This is a genomic window from Acinetobacter sp. RIT698 (assembly GCF_009668065.1).
Taxonomy (GTDB): Bacteria; Pseudomonadota; Gammaproteobacteria; order Pseudomonadales; family Moraxellaceae; genus Acinetobacter; species Acinetobacter guillouiae.
The window spans coordinates 16,181-32,558 of sequence record NZ_WJYH01000025.1 but is presented as its reverse complement, the minus strand read 5'-3'; the positions used below and the strand labels follow the sequence as shown (position 1 = coordinate 32,558).

At 39.8% G+C, this 16,378-nt stretch carries 12 protein-coding genes; 2 read left to right on the top strand and 10 right to left on the bottom strand.

The features are described from left to right. Positions 1-50: 50 nt before the first annotated feature. Positions 51-3,221 (bottom strand): efflux RND transporter permease subunit, encoded by a 3,171-nt coding sequence (locus GJV03_RS12345; protein WP_154130189.1) that lies wholly within the window; start codon positions 3,219-3,221, stop codon positions 51-53. Between the two features lies 1 nt (position 3,222). Next, on the bottom strand, positions 3,223-4,416 hold the full coding sequence (locus GJV03_RS12340) for an efflux RND transporter periplasmic adaptor subunit (protein ID WP_171501854.1): 1,194 nt from the start codon (positions 4,414-4,416) through the stop codon (positions 3,223-3,225). A 413-nt stretch (positions 4,417-4,829) separates the two neighbouring features. Between GJV03_RS12340 and GJV03_RS12335 the strand changes: the two genes are divergently transcribed. Continuing rightward, positions 4,830-7,052, top strand: coding sequence for a TonB-dependent receptor (locus GJV03_RS12335; RefSeq protein WP_154130187.1), 2,223 nt, complete (start codon positions 4,830-4,832; stop codon positions 7,050-7,052). 51 nt (positions 7,053-7,103) lie between these two features. Here the strand turns inward: GJV03_RS12335 and dapC are convergent, their stop codons facing one another. The 6 genes from dapC to GJV03_RS12305 form a co-directional block, all read right to left on the bottom strand. Next, positions 7,104-8,273, bottom strand: a complete 1,170-nt coding sequence (dapC, locus tag GJV03_RS12330; protein ID WP_154130186.1) for a succinyldiaminopimelate transaminase — start codon at positions 8,271-8,273, stop codon at positions 7,104-7,106. Between the two features lie 28 nt (positions 8,274-8,301). Further along, positions 8,302-10,968: a [protein-PII] uridylyltransferase gene (gene glnD, locus GJV03_RS12325; protein ID WP_056510738.1), complete on the bottom strand. Its 2,667-nt coding sequence runs from the start codon at positions 10,966-10,968 to the stop codon at positions 8,302-8,304. Positions 10,969-10,994: 26 nt separating this feature from the next. After that, positions 10,995-12,203 (bottom strand): formate-dependent phosphoribosylglycinamide formyltransferase, encoded by a 1,209-nt coding sequence (purT, locus tag GJV03_RS12320; RefSeq protein ID WP_004720948.1) that lies wholly within the window; start codon positions 12,201-12,203, stop codon positions 10,995-10,997. Positions 12,204-12,393: 190 nt separating this feature from the next. Next, positions 12,394-12,891 carry a metal-dependent hydrolase gene (locus tag GJV03_RS12315; protein WP_151956843.1) on the bottom strand — a complete coding sequence of 166 codons (498 nt, stop codon included), beginning with the start codon at positions 12,889-12,891 and terminating at the stop codon, positions 12,394-12,396. Between the two features lie 168 nt (positions 12,892-13,059). After that, positions 13,060-13,395 (bottom strand): L-valine transporter subunit YgaH, encoded by a 336-nt coding sequence (gene ygaH / locus GJV03_RS12310; protein ID WP_151956842.1) that lies wholly within the window; start codon positions 13,393-13,395, stop codon positions 13,060-13,062. A 1-nt stretch (position 13,396) separates the two neighbouring features. Continuing rightward, positions 13,397-14,134: an AzlC family ABC transporter permease gene (locus GJV03_RS12305; protein WP_004720941.1), complete on the bottom strand. Its 738-nt coding sequence runs from the start codon at positions 14,132-14,134 to the stop codon at positions 13,397-13,399. 102 nt (positions 14,135-14,236) lie between these two features. On the opposite strand from GJV03_RS12305, the gene GJV03_RS12300 reads away from it, so the two are divergent. Continuing rightward, positions 14,237-14,719 carry a hypothetical protein gene (locus GJV03_RS12300; protein ID WP_004720940.1) on the top strand — a complete coding sequence of 161 codons (483 nt, stop codon included), beginning with the start codon at positions 14,237-14,239 and terminating at the stop codon, positions 14,717-14,719. A 77-nt stretch (positions 14,720-14,796) separates the two neighbouring features. Here the strand turns inward: GJV03_RS12300 and GJV03_RS12295 are convergent, their stop codons facing one another. After that, positions 14,797-15,204 (bottom strand): hypothetical protein, encoded by a 408-nt coding sequence (locus tag GJV03_RS12295; protein ID WP_004720938.1) that lies wholly within the window; start codon positions 15,202-15,204, stop codon positions 14,797-14,799. A 168-nt stretch (positions 15,205-15,372) separates the two neighbouring features. Continuing rightward, positions 15,373-16,074 (bottom strand): Crp/Fnr family transcriptional regulator, encoded by a 702-nt coding sequence (locus GJV03_RS12290; RefSeq protein ID WP_353160533.1) that lies wholly within the window; start codon positions 16,072-16,074, stop codon positions 15,373-15,375. Positions 16,075-16,378: the final 304 nt, after the last annotated feature.

Below are 16,378 nucleotides of genomic sequence, written 5' to 3'. Positions count from 1 at the left end.
GATAGGCATTCTCTTTTACATTATGTTGTCATCTGATTCAATTTTAAAAATCAAGAATGAGATACGCTTGCTTCGTTCGATTTATTGGCTTTATTACGTTTGAATAACATGTTGTGAATATCATCAATAAAGGTATACACAACAGGAATAACCAATAATGACAAGAAGGTACTGGTAATCAGTCCACCAATTACAGAGATTGCCATCGGTGCTCTAAAACTTGGATCTGTACCTATTCCTAAGGCAATCGGAAACATACCTGCGCCCATCGCTAAAGTGGTCATAATAATGGGCCGTGCACGCTTATGGCAGGCATCTAAGAGCGCATTCATACGTGAATACTGCCGTTCATTACGGGCGATAATTGCATAATCGACCAAAAGAATCGAGTTTTTACTGGCAATTCCCATCAACATGATTAAGCCAATCAAACTTGGCATCGAAAAACTACTTTTTGCTAAAAGCAGTAGCACAAACGCACCACCCAGTGCCAAAGGCAATGCCACTAAAATGGTGATCGGTTGTAAGAAGTCTTTAAACAGTAGCACCAAGACCACATAGATACACAATACGCCTGTTAGCATAGCTAAACCAAAGCTTGCAAAGAGCTGTTCCATCACATCGGCATCACCCAGATTGGTACGTTTTACTGTCGGAGGTAAGTTTTTGATGGTTGGAAGTTTATCTACAGCAGCCGCAACATCGCCTAAAGGCTGATCATTGAGCTCAATATTAAAGTTGATGTTACGTAAACGGTTAAAACGGTCAATTTGTGAAGGACCACTTTCAATATTGACTTGTGCAATGGTGCCTAACATCACTGGACCTTTACTACCAGTAATCATCAAGCGTTTAATCAGATCTTGGTCTTGACGTGCAGACAATGGCAGTTTGATGACAATCGGAATTTGTCGTTGCGAAAGGTTTAATTTTGCCAAGTTCTGATCAAAATCTCCCGCCGTGGCAATACGCACAGTTTCAGCGATATTTTGTGTGGTAATGCCTAAATCCGCAGCTTTTGCAAAGTCAGGGCGAATTACCAATTCAGGGCGAATCAATGCTGCGCTTGAGGTAATACTACCAATATTTGGAATAGTACGGATTTCTCGTTCTACTTGACGTGCTGTTGTGATTAGTACATCAGGGTCATCACCTGACAGCGCAATTTGATATTGGCTGTTATTGCCTGCAATACCGACTTGAATCCGTGCACCAGGCAGTGGAGCTAAACGTTGGCGCAAGTCATTTTCAATTTTTTGCAAACTTGCAGCACGGTCTGAACGTGCTGTGACTTGAATGGTTAAGGTTGCTTTTCTTGGTTCACTTGATGCACCACCTGCAAAAGGATCTGTACCTGCTGAACCACCACCAATCGTGGTATAGACACTTTTAATTTCAGGATGATCCTTAATTAAACTACGCGCGTATTCTGCTGCTTTTAAGGTATCTGGAAATTGTGAACCTGGTGGAAGCTCAACACGCACTTGGGTCTGCCCAGTGTCAGGTGGTGGAACAAAGCCTGTAGGGAGTAATGGGATGAGCATCAATGAAGCAATAAAAAATATGATGGCACTGCTTAAGGTGATCCAACGATGATTTAAACACCACGTGACCATCCGCATATATGCGCGCATCACCCGACCATCTTTGGCACGATCATGTTGAAGTTCGAGATCACCATGATCTTTGATTGGTTGGCTTTGATCATCTAATACTTGATTGTCATGATGACTTTCAACTTTACCAACCCAAGGTTTAAGAATATAGGCTGACATCATAGGCGTCAGTAAGCGTGCCACCAAGAGTGAGGCAAAAATAGCCAAAGCCGCTGTCCAGCCAAATTGCACAAAGAATTTACCTGCAATACCACTCATAAAGGCAGTGGGTAAGAACACTGCAATCAAGGTAAAAGTGGTGGCAATCACGGCTAAACCAATTTCATCGGCTGCCTCCATGGCCGCTTCATAAGGTGTTTTCCCCATTCGAAGATGCCGGATGATATTTTCAATTTCTACAATGGCATCATCAACCAGTATTCCCACAACCAACGACATGGCTAACAGTGTGACAATATTTAAAGTAAAACCTAAGTAATACATGCCAATTAGGGCAGGTAGAATGGACAAAGGCAGGGCAGTTGCCGCAATGATCGTGGCACGCCAATCTCGTAAAAATAACCAAACCACCAAGATTGCAAGAAGTGCGCCTTCATACAGCAAGGACATTGAGCCTTTATAGTTATCAACCACAGGATTTACAAAGTTAAATGCTTCAGTGATTTTAATATCAGGATGCGCCGCTTTTAATGTTTCAAGTGCCTCTTTTACTCCGATTTCAACATCAACTTCACTTGCACCTTTACTGCGGGTAATTTCAAAGCCAATCACAGGGTGGCCATTTAACAGTGCAGCAGAACGTCTTTCAGCAATGCCGTCGCGAATGTTGGCAACTTGATCCAGCCGAATATGGCGACCATCACTCAAGGCAATATCCATTGCTGCAATTTCAGCAGCAGTTTTTACTGTGGCAATGGTACGAATAGACTGTTCACTGCCGCCTATTTTGGTTTGTCCGCCAGATGCATCTTGTTGAACAAGGCGTAATTGTCGGGTGATGTCTGTTGCTGTGGCATTTAATGCTAAGAGTTTTTCAGGATCTAATTCAACATCAACTTGACGCGTGACGCCGCCTACACGAGAAACCGCACCAACGCCTTTGACTTTTAACATTGCACGTGCAACATCGTAATCCACAAACCAAGACAACGCTTCCTCATCCATACGAGGGGACTGAATGGTATAGGTGAGAATTGGTGAACCTGAAAGGTTGATTTTACTGACAATTGGATCACGAAGATCTGCGGGTAAATCTGAACGTACTTGTGAAACCGCATTACGGACATCATCAACAGCTTCTTGCAGTGGTTTTTCCAGTTGAAACTCTGCAGTTACGGTGACTACACCATCTTGGATATTGGTATATTGATTTTTAAGTCCCTGTAAAGTTGCAATCGAGTTCTCAATTTTACGTGCAACTTCTGTTTCCAGTTGCGGCGGTGCTGCACCGGGTAAAGCCGCTGTGACCGTGACCATTGGTAATTCAATATCGGGAAATTGTTGTATTTTCATCCAATGAAAGCACATCAAACCCGCTAAACCAAGCATGATAAAAAGCAAGATACCGGGAATCGGATTTTTAATCGACCAAGCGGAGAAATTCATGTTATTTCTCCTGCGTGCTAACGAGTTGTTTGGTCAATGGTGTATCTGGAATGGCATGACCACGTTTGATTAAATCACCATCTGACAAGAATCCTGTTCCAGATGCAACCAGTTGAGTGTTTGCTGCTAAATCAACAATTTCAACACGATCATTTAAACGTCGACCAAGTGTGACTTTCTGTTGAGTTACTCGATTATCTTTATTGACAATAAACACATAAGAGAAACCATCACGTAAGAGTACTGCGGTTTGAGGCACTGTTAGTGCTGGCTTTTCGCCTAGATCAAACTCACCTTTGACAAACATACCCATACGAACAGCATCAGTGGTAGGTATATCCACATAGACCAAACCATAACGTGTTTGCGGGTCAATGACTGGTGCAATCATCCGAACGCTACCTGAAACGGCTGAACGGCTAGGATCAGGTGAGGTGATATGCGCTGTCATGCCTTTTTTAAGTTTATATAAGTCTGTCGAGGTTACTTCGGCACGCCATTCCAAACGGTTATCACGGATCAAACGGAACAGTTCTTGTCCCGTTTGTGCCAATGAGCCAACTGTTGCTGTACGTGCTGAAATAACCCCATGATCGGGTGCAATCACTTGGGTTTGCGTTAAACGAAGCTGATTACTGTCAATTTGGGCTTTGGCTGCATCTAAGCGGGCTTGTGCTGTACTTTGAGAAGTCAGGTATTTTGTCGCTTCTTGTTGTGAAATTGCACCGGTATTTTTGAGTTGTTGAATACGTTGATTATTGATACTGGCATCAGCTAGCACAGCTTTCGCTTCTGCATAATTGGCCTTTGCTGTCGCCAATTCAGCACGAATACTTTCACTGTTAATTTCAGCCAAAACTTGCCCACGTTGTACGCTATCTCCAACGTTGACATTGACTTTGGTAATTCGTTGCCCCGAAAGTTCACTGCCAATCACCACTTCTTGCCATGCAGCAATATTGCCATTGGCTGTAAAGTTTTGCTTCCAGTTTTGTAGCTCGGGTTGTATCACCGTTACAGTCAGTGCTGGTTTTGCGCTAGAAGCGGATGTTGCTGCATTTTCTGGAGAAGGCTGCTTTTTATTTGAAGATTTCCATCCAATAAAAGCTACGATTAGCACAATAAAAATAATTGCAATAATGATCCCGAGTTTTGAGTTTATGCGCTTTTTTTTCATTGGGTCATGCGATTTCATTTTAGTTTTTTAAATGAGTAGAGATAAGTTGAGTATCTCTAAAGGCTCTATGTTTGGTCAAGTTGCAATACAGCGCTTAATGTGATTTTTTGAAAGTTAAGCGGCTGAATTTTGCTATAGAGAGGTTGTTGAAGTTAGTGATATTTGTTGTTTTAAGGCCTTGATTATTAGATGGCTTGAGCGGTTAAAATTATTTATATGTTTTTAATATAGAAACCATCAAGATCAGCATAATTTTGTATAAAAACTACAAGACTACGCTTAATTTATAATATTTTTTAATAAATAAATACCATGAGATATTGTTTTTTTATTTAAAAAAACATGCTTATAAAATGAGAAAGCAAGTTTAAGTAAGAGTGATTATCATTTAATATGGCGGCTTAATTTAGATGACTGTTTTAGAGCCTCCTATGCGAAAAATTAAACCCTTAATTGTGATGATGGCAGTGGCGACAAGTGCTGCAATTGCGCATGCTGAACAACAAGATGCTTCATTGTCTCAGTCGAGCAATGGTAATGCAAAACAACTGAGTACGATTACAGTAGTCGCAAGTGCAGATGCATCAGCAGAGGGTTTAATGCCAGCATTTGCTGGAGGGCAGGTGGCTTCTGGTGGTAAAGTTGGGATATTTGGCAATCAGAAAAATATAGATACACCGTTTAATCTAACCAGCTATACCAATCAATATATTCAAGAGCGACAAGCAAAAAGTGTTGGGGATGTTTTAAAAGCGGATCCAAGTGTTCGTGTCGGACGCGGTTTTGGTAATTTCCAAGAAAATTATTATATTCGTGGCTTTAACTTGGGCTCAGACGACACAGCCTATAATGGCTTATATTCAATTTTACCACGTCAGTATATTCCTGCAGAGCTGTTTGAACGTGTTGAAGTATTAAAAGGGGCATCCTCATTTTTAAATGGAGCAATGCCAAGTAATGGTGGGATTGGTGGTGCAATTAACTTATTGCCGAAACGTGCAAGTAACGAACCACTTAATCGTGTCACAGTAGGTACGGACTTCAATGGAGGTTATATTGCCAATGATATTTCTCGCCGTTTTGGTGAAGATCAACAATTCGGCGTACGAGTAAACACAGCATATCATGGCGGTGATACTGCTGTTGATAATGAAGAAGCATCTTTAGGCTTAGCTTCTATAGGTTTGGATTACCGTGGTGATCGTTTACGTCTTTCTGGCGATATGGGTTATGTGAATAATCGTTTAAAAGCGACTCGTCCAAACGTGACTTTAGGCACGGGTATTACCGAGATTCCGAAAGCAATTGATGGCTCAGATAACTTTGCACAAAAATGGACGTATTCAAATGAAGAGGATGTATTCGGAAGTTATCGTGCTGAATATGATTTAGCAGATAATTTAACAGCTTATGCTGCTTATGGTTTTCGACATGGCGAAGAGCAAAACAGTTTAGCAAATATGACATTGACCAATCAGACAACAGGCGCGGGAACCATTTATCGATTTGACAATGCGCGTGTAGATATGGTCAATACTGGTGAAGTTGGTGTGCGTAGTAAAGTAAACACAGGTTCAATTGAACATAATTTAGTGCTATCTGCATCGGCATTTCAACAGAACACCCGCAATGCTTATGTGATGGACTATAAAAATACATTAGCCAACAATATCTATAATCCAATCCAGTATGATCAACCTGCTTATTCACAAAATGCGTTGTTTGGGAATAACTTAGATACACCTAAATTAACGACTCGGACGCGTTTAAGAAGTATTGCCATTGGCGATAACCTCAAAGCTTTAGATGATAAATTAACAGTCATGCTCGGTGGACGTTATCAAACCATCATGCAAGAAAACTATAATTATGGAACTTCAACTAAATCAGGTGAGTATGATGAAAGTAAGTTTACCCCTGCTTTGGGTCTAAGTTATAAAATTCTGCCTGAAGTTTCAGTTTATGCAAATTATATTGAATCTTTAGCTAAAGGTTTGAGTAATACCAATTCAACGACGAAAGAAACCACAACACTCAAACCATTCGTTGCTAAACAAAAAGAAATTGGTGTCAAATATGAAAATGATCAGTTTGGTGCAAGCCTAAGTTTGTTTGATATCGATAAGCAGCGCGCAGTACTTGAAAACAATATTTTTAGTGATGCGGGTAAATATGTACATCGTGGTGTTGAACTCAATACTTTTGGTCAATTGACGGATTCTTTAAAAGTGTTAGGTGGTGCAACTTGGATTGATGCAAAGCAAAAAAATACAGGAAATGTTAACTACGATAATAAAAAGGAAGTGGGTGTTGCAGAATTTCAAGCAAATGTTGGTGCTGATTGGAAATTGCCAACAGTTCACGATGTGTCTTTAAATGCTCAAGTCACCTATACAGGTTCGACTTATGCGAGTTTAGACAACAAATTGAAAGTAGGTGATTGGACAACTTTAGATCTTGGTGCGACATATAAAACTCAGTTGGGGCAAACACCGACAACTTTTAATTTCCGTGTAAATAATGTCTTCGATAAAAATTATTGGTCATCAGTTGGTCTATTCGACAACATCAACAGTACTTCTAACACGAATAACGGTTACTTGGTTGCTGGGCAACCTCGTACATTCATGTTAAGTGCGGCATTTGATTTTTAAATACCACAAAAAATGCCCCAAATTTGGGGCATTTTTTATAACAGTATATTTTTATAAAATAGCTTTTAAACGTTGTATCACTTGCTCACATTGAGCAATATCTGCGACCAATGCCATACGAACATGACCTTCACCAGGATTGCCTTGTTCAGTATCACGAGACAAATAACGCCCCGGTAAAACTTTAATGTTGGCTTTTTCCATTAACATTTTGGCAAAGTTTTCATCATGATCAACTTTTAACCAATAATAAAAACCTGCATCGGGCTTTTGTAATGGTAAAAGATGGCCGAGTTCATTTTGGAACAACTCAAATTTGGCACGATACAGTCTGCGATTTTCTTCAACATGTGTTTCATCGTTCCAAGCAACAATTGAAGCCAATTGATGTTGGACTGGCATTGCAGCGCCGTGATAAGTACGCAATTTTAAATAAGGTTTAAGTAAGTTTGCATCCCCAGCAACAAAACCTGAGCGCATACCCGGTAGGTTTGAACGCTTAGACAGAGAATGGAATACGATACAATTTTTATAGTCGTCACGACCTAATTCAGCACAGACTTCTAATAAACCGATCGGTGCTTCATCAAACCACAATTCTGAGTAACATTCATCAGAAGCAATCACAAAGTCATATTGGTCAGAAAGTGCAATTAGCTTTTTAAATTGTGCTTTTGAAAGTACCGCACCAGTAGGATTTCCCGGCGTACAAACAAACAAAAGTGCAGTTTTTTCCCAAACTTCAGCAGGTACAGCATCAAAATCACCGAGGTAATTGTTGTCTTCGGTACAGTTGACAAAGTATGGCTTGGCACCAGCTAAAAGAGTCGCACCTTCATAAATCTGATAGAACGGATTAGGCATTACCACATAAGGTGCATCATCACGATTAATCAAGGCCTGTACAAAAGAGAAAATCCCTTCACGTGTACCTGTAACTGGAAGAACATGATCTTCCGCACTGATCGCATTCAGTTTAAAACGACGGGTTAGCCACTGAGCAATACTTTCACGAAGTTCTGGTAAACCTTTGCTGTTTGGATAAGTTGAAAGGTGCTGAAAATTATCAATGATCGCTTGCTTCACAAACTCAGGAGCAGGATGCTTTGGTTCTCCAATTGAAAGTGGGATCAAAGGTAAATCTGCAGGTTTTACATCCTGAAAAAGCTGGCTTAACTTTTCAAATGGATAAGGATGTAATAAAGACAAACTAGAGTTCATGAAACAATTACCACGATAGAAAGTAAGATTAATGTTGCCCACAGATTTGATTTGATGCTTCATCTAATGCCGCTTTTAATTTTGCGGTAAAGACTTCAGCCTCAGCTTCAGTGAGGGGGGTGCCATCTTTTTTGGTGACAAAGAAAATATCTTCTGCTTTTTCACCCAGCGTGGCGATTCTAGCAGAATGTATGTCTAAACCTTGCATCATAAATAAACCACCAACGCGTGCAAGTAAGCCCGGTTGGTCAAGGGTAGAGATTTCTACCATATTTTGCTGCAAAGCTTCGTTAAGTGTTACATCCACGGTATTTTCAATATCGAAGTGGCGAAGTTGACGTGGAATACGACGTTGCATCAAACCCGGATATTTATCTGATTCGCTTAAGGCTTTAATTAACGCCTGTTTGACTGTTTCTTCACGTTCAGGATCGGTTAATAAGGTACCGAAACGATCCAAGACCACATAAGTATCTAAACTAAAGGCTTTGGTTGCAGTGATAATCCGTGCATCTTGGACATCCAGATTCATACGATCCAAAATTGCCACTGTAGTGGCAAACAGATTGGGTTGGTCTTGAGTATAAATAAAGATCTGTACAGCATCTTGTGCTGCTTTACGGTGCGCACGCATGAGCACCAATGGTGCAGGGTTGTCGCCGTGTTGCAAAATGGCACGAGTATGCCATGCAATTTCATCTGCGGATTCTTTAAGGAAGTATTCGTCCCCAAGCTCTTGCCAAACCTTTTCAACTTGATCGAGTGGAAACTCATCCACCAAGACTTCGCTTGCAGAGAATTTGGTATCTTCAATCAGCATTTGATAATCAACAGGTCGACCCAAACCAGAACGAATTACATCACGCGCATGGGTATAGAGTTGACGCATCAAAGAAGAGCGCCATGTATTCCAAAGTTTTGGATTGGTGGCATTGATATCGGCAACCGTCAGCGTATAGAGATAATCTAAATGCTCCATATCACCAAGCTTTTCAGCAAACTCTTTCACCACATCTGGATCTGAAATATCTTTTTTCTGTGCGGTCATCGACATCAGTAAATGGTTTTGGATGAGCCAAGCAACCAGATTACATTCGCGCTCAGTAAACCCATGGGCAAGACAGAATTCAATTGCATCTTCAGCGCCAAGTTCACTGTGATCTCCACCACGGCCTTTGGCAATATCATGGAATAATGCAGCAAGGAATACGATGTCACGGCGGACTAAGCGTTGAAATACAGAACTGACAACAGGATAGTCTTTGGCAAAGCCGGGTTCTTTAAAACGATTTAAGTTACGAATTAACAGTAAGGTATGTGCATCGACGGTATAAATATGGAACAAGTCATATTGCATCAGCCCCATGATTTGACCAAATGCAGGAATATAATTTCCTAATACACCATAACGCTTCATTGCCACCATGGTTTCATATAAACGATATGGAGAGCGGATAATCGCCATGAATAATGCTTGATGGGTCGGATTATCACGAAATGCTTGATCAATGCGTTTTGCTGCTAAAGTCAAAAGACGCAATGTACGTGCACGAATACCCTCGATTTCAGGGCGATTCGCTAAGATATAGAAAATTTCTAAAATAGCGCTTGGATTTTCTGAAAAGGTTTTATGTTGTTGAACGGCAAGCTTGCCATCAACCAATTTAAAATGTTCGTTAATATTTTCGATTTTACGTTCATAGTCGGGTAAGCGTGGGGTAATCACCGATTCATTAAAATAAGCCAATAACATTTCATTTAAGGTCGAAACCTGTTGCGCGGTACGATAATAACGCTTCATGAACTGTTCAATTGGATAATTTGGATGATGATCATCTTCTCGTGTATAGCCAAATTTAGCTGCAATATCACGTTGATAATCAAACAATAGGCGATTTTCATCACGTTTGGTTAAACGGTGTAAATGATGGCGGATTTCCCAAAGAAAGTTTTCAGCTTCTTCTAGGACGCCCAATTCAAATTCAGAAATAAAACCCAAATGAACTAGGTCGTAAATACGATTGACCCGAAAATGCCGTTTGGCAATCCAGCCAATTTGGTTAATGTCCCGAATACCACCGGGTGCATTTTTAATATCGGGTTCTAAATTACTTTCAGTATTGTTATGTTGCGCATAACGTTGCGCTTGTTCATCCATCTTGGCATCAAAGAAAGTCTTATCTGTCCAAGTTTGGGAAACTACACGACGAGGCCATCTTGCCAGATGTTGATTGCCAATAATTAATCGCGCTTCAATCAGCGAGGTTGCCACAGTGAGATCATTGGTGGCTTGTTCAAAACAACTTCGGATGGTACGTACACTGACACCCGGTTTAAAATTCCCCACATCCCAAAGTGTAGAAATAAATTGCGTCACCGTTTGTTCTTGTTCAGGGGAAAGATCTTCTTCTGAAAGAATCATGATGTCGACATCGGAATAGGGCAACATTTCGCGTCGCCCATAGCCACCAACAGCAAATAAACCGAGATCTGTTTGATCTAGCCCTGAATGCTTCCAGAGAAACATAAGGGCTTCATCTACCACATTTGAACGGGTACGGACAATTTCGCGTATTGTTGTACCATGATCATAGGCCTCATTTAACTGTTGCTCAACATCGCTACGCCATTGATTAATCGCTTTAATGTCATGTATATCAGTTACATATTCCAACAGAGGAGAGGTGTTGATCATGGATGTCTTGTCCGCAAATATATTGGCTAGTTGTTTAAATGAACAGTGACTTTTGCAGCCGTTTCTTGTGCAAGTTCACGTGCTTGGTCTGTTGTTTCAGCACGTGCTGTTGCCACGCCCATACGACGACGTTTAAATCCTTCAGGTTTACCGAACAGGCGTAAGTCTGTCGCAGGATTTTGCAAAGCAAGATTTAAGCCAGCGTATGAAAGATTCTTTGCATCTACACCTGCATAGATTACAGCACTTGCAGCAATACTATGTCGTTCAGTATTGACAGGTAAACCCAAAATTGCACGTGCATGTAATTCAAATTCGCTTTGGAATTGTGATGCAAGTGTGACTAAGCCTGTATCGTGTGGACGCGGTGATACTTCACTAAACCATACTTTATCACCTTTTACAAACAGTTCTACCCCAAAAATCCCACAGCCACCAAGTGCTACAGTGACTTTATTGGCAATGCGTTTGGCTTCATTTAAAGCTGCTTCTGTCATTGCTTGGGGCTGCCAACTTTCTACATAGTCACCTGAATCTTGACGATGCCCAATTGGATCACAATAAGCGGTTTCAATTTCACCTGTTTCTGGATTTTTCGAACGTACAGTGAGTAAGGTGATTTCAAAATCAAAGTCAATTTGTGACTCGACGATGACTGTACCTTGATTTACCCGACCACCAGTTTGAGCATATTCCCAAGCTGCATCTACTTCAGCATATTCTTTGACACGAGATTGCCCCTTACCAGAGGAAGACATTACAGGTTTAACAAAGTTCGGATAACCAATGTCATCACATGCAGAACGGAAGCTTTCTAAGGTATTGGCAAAACGGTAAGCGGAAGTGGGTAAACCAAGTTCTTCCGCCGCTAAGCGACGAATCCCTTCACGGTTCATGGTTAAATTCACTGCTTTTGCCGAAGGGATCACGGTTGCAATATTTTGTTGTTCGATTTCGACTAATACTTGAGTAGCAATCGCTTCAATTTCTGGAACAATAAGATTGGGTTTTACTTTTTCAATTAAAGCTTTTAATTCTGTTGCATCTGCCATGTTTAAGGCATAAGAGAAATGAGCAACTTGCATGGCAGGTGCGTTTTCGTAGCGGTCTGCCGCGTGAACTTCAACACCAAGTCGTTGTAATGAAATCACCACTTCTTTACCAAGCTCTCCTGAACCTAACAGTAAAACTTTAAATGCAGATGATTGAAGTGGGGTACCAATAGTAACGCTCATGCTATTCTTCCATGCTTGTCTTATGGACTGTTAGCATAGCAGAACTCAGGCGTGTGTTAAGGGCTGATTGACATAAAATAATGATATTGTCTAACAGATTTTTTTATAAAGTTTTTAGCTTATAGGCGGTTTGCCACTACAAATGAAGTGGCTTTGAATTTGCGCAAGAAAACTGATCAATAATTTTTGATCAATTCTTTTTACGAACCAACAGAATCAACGCAATGAGGCAGATCAGTAGTTCTACAAAAAACGACCAGTGCAGAATAAAGTTTAGCCACCACGGCTGATAACGTGAGCTGACTTCAAAAAACACATAGGGTTGATCAATAAACGGTGCAAAAAGCCAAACATCACCTACAAAAGTATCCAAGCCGATATGTAGCAGGGCAGCACCCGAAAAAAGACTGATCATCAGGGCAGGTTTAGCCGTGTATTTTGAATGGATAAAATAAAATAAAGCGATTAGAAAGATTGGAATCCAAAATGAAAACCAATGTAAAAAATACTTATGGTGATGTACCGATCTATGATCGAATAAATAGAAATAGAATAGATCAATATCAGGAAAAATTGCACCAAGCATAATCAGCGTAAAAAAAGCTTTATTGGTGATTTTTGTCTGTTTAAATTTCTTGAGTAAAAGTTTAGCCAGTATATAGCCAGAAGGTAAGTGTGCGATAAACATATCAAGTTGCGTATTTTAAATATTTTATTTGAAAGCAATCATACACAACTAATTAATTCACATGGTTTTTTATTGTAAATTAATTAGATGAAAGCATTTTAAATCCGAAAGACTTTAAATTTACACGCTGATCTGCTGATGCATTAAAATATGCTTTAATCAACAAAATTACAGATAGGTATAGACCAAGCCATAGGCCAATGCTGCTGTGAGTGTCGCCAAAACGATTCTTTTAAATTTAAAATACAATCCTGTGAGTACAAGAAAGCCCACCAACATCGCAAAACTTTTATTTGGAGTTTCGATCAATGCTGGAAGAGTGGCGACAATTAACATTGAACTGATTGCTGCAATTCCAATACTGCCTAATGCAATTTTTAACCATGTTGCGCCACGAGTTTGTGTGTGTTGTTGGCTTTTTTGCAGCAGATAGAATGGACCAAAGCGTGAAGCAAAATTTGCAATACCGACCAATATCCCCACCAAGATAATCTGTAAATCCATTTTAAATACTCACTTCATCAGTTTGCTTTAAAACATAATGTTTAAATAATCCCGCTAAAATCCCAGATGCAATCCCAATAAAAATTGCTGCCGACATGTTGATAAAATAACAGGCCAACGCGGAAACCACTAAAGATACGGCAACCACAAAAGTATGTTTTTTCTCAAAGGCTGCTAGTAAGAAGCTTAAGAACAATGCAGGTAACAAGAAGTCTAAAGCGGCTTGTAAAAATTGCGGCAAGTCGCTGACTTGATCTGCAAATAAACCACCTAAAAAGGAACCTAAGGCCCATGACATCCAGCTAAACAAGCTGAGTCCTAACATCCAAGACTCTGACCATTCCTGACGACGTTGGGAAAGTTTAATCATTCCAGCCGCAAAAACTTCATCGGTTAAACCCCATGCCCATACTGCGGTCTTTTTTAGGTTTAAACGGTCTTGAATCAGGTTTTGTAAGGCTGGCCCATAAAGTACATGGCGAATATCCAGTGCAATGACTGTAAGTGCTGTCATCCAAATAGATGTGCCACTGCCCAATAATGCAACCACAAGAAATTGGCTAGCACCAGCGTACATAGAGCAAGATAGAAATAAGGCTTCCCATGCACTAAAACCAAATTGGGTTGCGGATACACCAAAGGCAAAAGATACAGGCAGATAAGTAAAGATGATGGCTTGACTGTCTTTAGCGCCTTGCCAAAAGCCAGCAGTTTGGACTGAGGGATTGTGCTCTGACACAGGACACCTAAAACGAGAGTAAAACAAAAGGTAAAATCAAGATTGTGTATTCTACCCGAATTTACTAGCATAGTAGCGAAATGTTTATTTAGGCGTAACTTTATGTTCGCAAATCAGTCGAAATTATTATTGAGTATGACCTTGGTGTTAGGTGTTTTAGGTTTACAAGCATGTGGTAATTCATCTTCTGAACCTAAAGAAAAAGTTGAAATTAAAGCTGCGCCAAAACTAACCAATGATGCGACAACCTATGCCAATGAAGCATGGAAACTGATTAATCAGGTGGAACCCTTTGTCTACCGTAAGCAATTGAATTTGATTGAAGACAATGTACGTAAACCTTTACGGAAATTAAGTACCGACTGGCGTATCAATGTCAAAATGACCGATTCAGTGACAGAAGGTAAATACGCGTTGTGTCGTAAAGCCATGACCAGTTTAGATACTTGGGCAAGATCGACATTGGAAAAAGATGGTGAAATGCAAAAAAATCAAGCGCAATATGAACGTGATAAAGCCCAGTGCAAAGATGCAATTGAAAATCCAAGTTTAGGCAATACCAAAGCAAATAATAATATTTTTTAACAGACCCTAGAAAATGGCGCAAATATGCGCCATTTTTTTAATTCATATGAATGTTCGTTAAGTAAGCTTTTCGTTGCTTAAGGTTTTAACGGATTGGTCGATGCTGTTTTCACTGCTTTGTCTTTAGCAGCAGTTGATTTTGCAGCAGCGTCATTTTTCACTGCTTTGGTTGTTGCTTCAGCTTTTGCTTTGCTTGCAGCAGTTTCAGTTTTTAGCTTTGTCGCTGCTTCTTTCGGTTTCGCTTCAACAGCTTTTGTTGCAGCTACACTTTTGTCTTTTGCTTGCGTTGCATCAGCTTTGGCTTTTGTACTTGCAGCCGTTGCTTTTTGAGTCGCTTGAGCTGCTGGATTTGCCGCAACACATTTGCCGCCTTTATGGTTTGGGCCTGTACCACCAACCAATGTTGTACCTTTAGGGCATGCAAATGCAGAAGCGCTAAGTACAGTGAATAATCCCGCTGTGAGCAATGTTGTGATTTTTTTCATTTATTTCAACTTTTATTGAGATGGCATTAGCGCCTCGCTAAAATATAATTGTATTTTTCACAAAGTAGAATAAATAATTTGTATATTTTATTTATAAAATGATTATATATTCCAGCCGTTTAAGGTGAATTTAATATTTGTCTAAAAGTAGAAAAGTAATGAGTTAAATTAGAGTTGGCCGAGTGAGTGAGCTATAGAATGTAATTGCTTGATATCTAAAATTTCTATTTTTTTAAAGGCAATTTTTAAAACGCCTTGTTGTTCGAGTAAATGTAATTCTTGGTTAATAGTTTGACGTGAGCATTTGAGCAGCAATGCCAATTGTTCTTGTGATAAATGAATGATGTTATTTTCAATACGGATATGATTGCCATAGCCGTTTAAGATAAACATCAAACGCTGAGCCAATCGTTGTCGTATATGCTGGGTTTGAATTGAAATGAGTTCTAAAAAAGCAAAGCGAAGTTTTTGACTGGTCAATTGGGCGATATGGAACCAATATTGCGGATAGTCATTTAAAATTTTCTGAATCGCTTGGCTGGGGAGATGTAAAATTAAACATTTTCCAACAGCAATGGCATCATGAGAACGTGGTTGCTGATCCACCAAAGAAATTTCTCCAAACCACATAATCGGTTCTGCAATAGCAGCAACGGATTCATTTCCTTCAATATCAATATAGCCTAAGCGTACCCGACCATCTAAGACCGCATAGATGCCATTAAATAGATCGCCTGATCTGAAAATCGCTTGATCACGCTCAAATTTTTGATAATGGGCTTGTTGTTGAATCAATTGTTGAAAAGGAATAGGCAGTTGTGAATACCATAAATTCTTTGATAATAATTCAAGGTCCGTTGAATTCAGCACAATATGTCCTTTTATGTATCATTGTTAATCTTTGCTTTGATTTTCAAATATATCTAACAGCATAGTCAGTAGGATAGAAAGTTCCTTAGATAAAATCAGTAGCGATAAGCACTGAGTAGAACCATTTACAATCCTCCTTTAAGGGCAGCAATTTAGCGTGAATATGACAGAGTCACTGGCCATAATGTATCAATAAATTTATTGTGAAAGCTGTTGTTATTTACTTCTTTGCAAATTTAAATGAAAAATCAATTCAACTTGTCAGCTAGACGACAACTTTTATCTTAGCGCTTTTATATAGTGA

Bases quoted from the DNA above. Each gene is read 5' to 3' on its own strand.
- dapC (WP_154130186.1), bottom strand. From the start codon at position 8,273: ATGAACTCTAGTTTGTCTTTATTACATCCTTATCCATTTGAAAAGTTA.
- GJV03_RS12340 (WP_171501854.1), bottom strand. From the start codon at position 4,416: ATGAAATCGCATGACCCAATGAAAAAAAAGCGCATAAACTCAAAACTC.
- glnD (WP_056510738.1), bottom strand. From the start codon at position 10,968: ATGATCAACACCTCTCCTCTGTTGGAATATGTAACTGATATACATGAC.
- purT (WP_004720948.1), bottom strand. From the start codon at position 12,203: ATGAGCGTTACTATTGGTACCCCACTTCAATCATCTGCATTTAAAGTT.
- ygaH (WP_151956842.1), bottom strand. From the start codon at position 13,395: ATGGATTTACAGATTATCTTGGTGGGGATATTGGTCGGTATTGCAAAT.
- GJV03_RS12345 (WP_154130189.1), bottom strand. From the start codon at position 3,221: ATGAATTTCTCCGCTTGGTCGATTAAAAATCCGATTCCCGGTATCTTG.
- GJV03_RS12315 (WP_151956843.1), bottom strand. From the start codon at position 12,891: ATGTTTATCGCACACTTACCTTCTGGCTATATACTGGCTAAACTTTTA.
- GJV03_RS12300 (WP_004720940.1), top strand. From the start codon at position 14,237: ATGTTCGCAAATCAGTCGAAATTATTATTGAGTATGACCTTGGTGTTA.
- GJV03_RS12295 (WP_004720938.1), bottom strand. From the start codon at position 15,204: ATGAAAAAAATCACAACATTGCTCACAGCGGGATTATTCACTGTACTT.
- GJV03_RS12335 (WP_154130187.1), top strand. From the start codon at position 4,830: ATGCGAAAAATTAAACCCTTAATTGTGATGATGGCAGTGGCGACAAGT.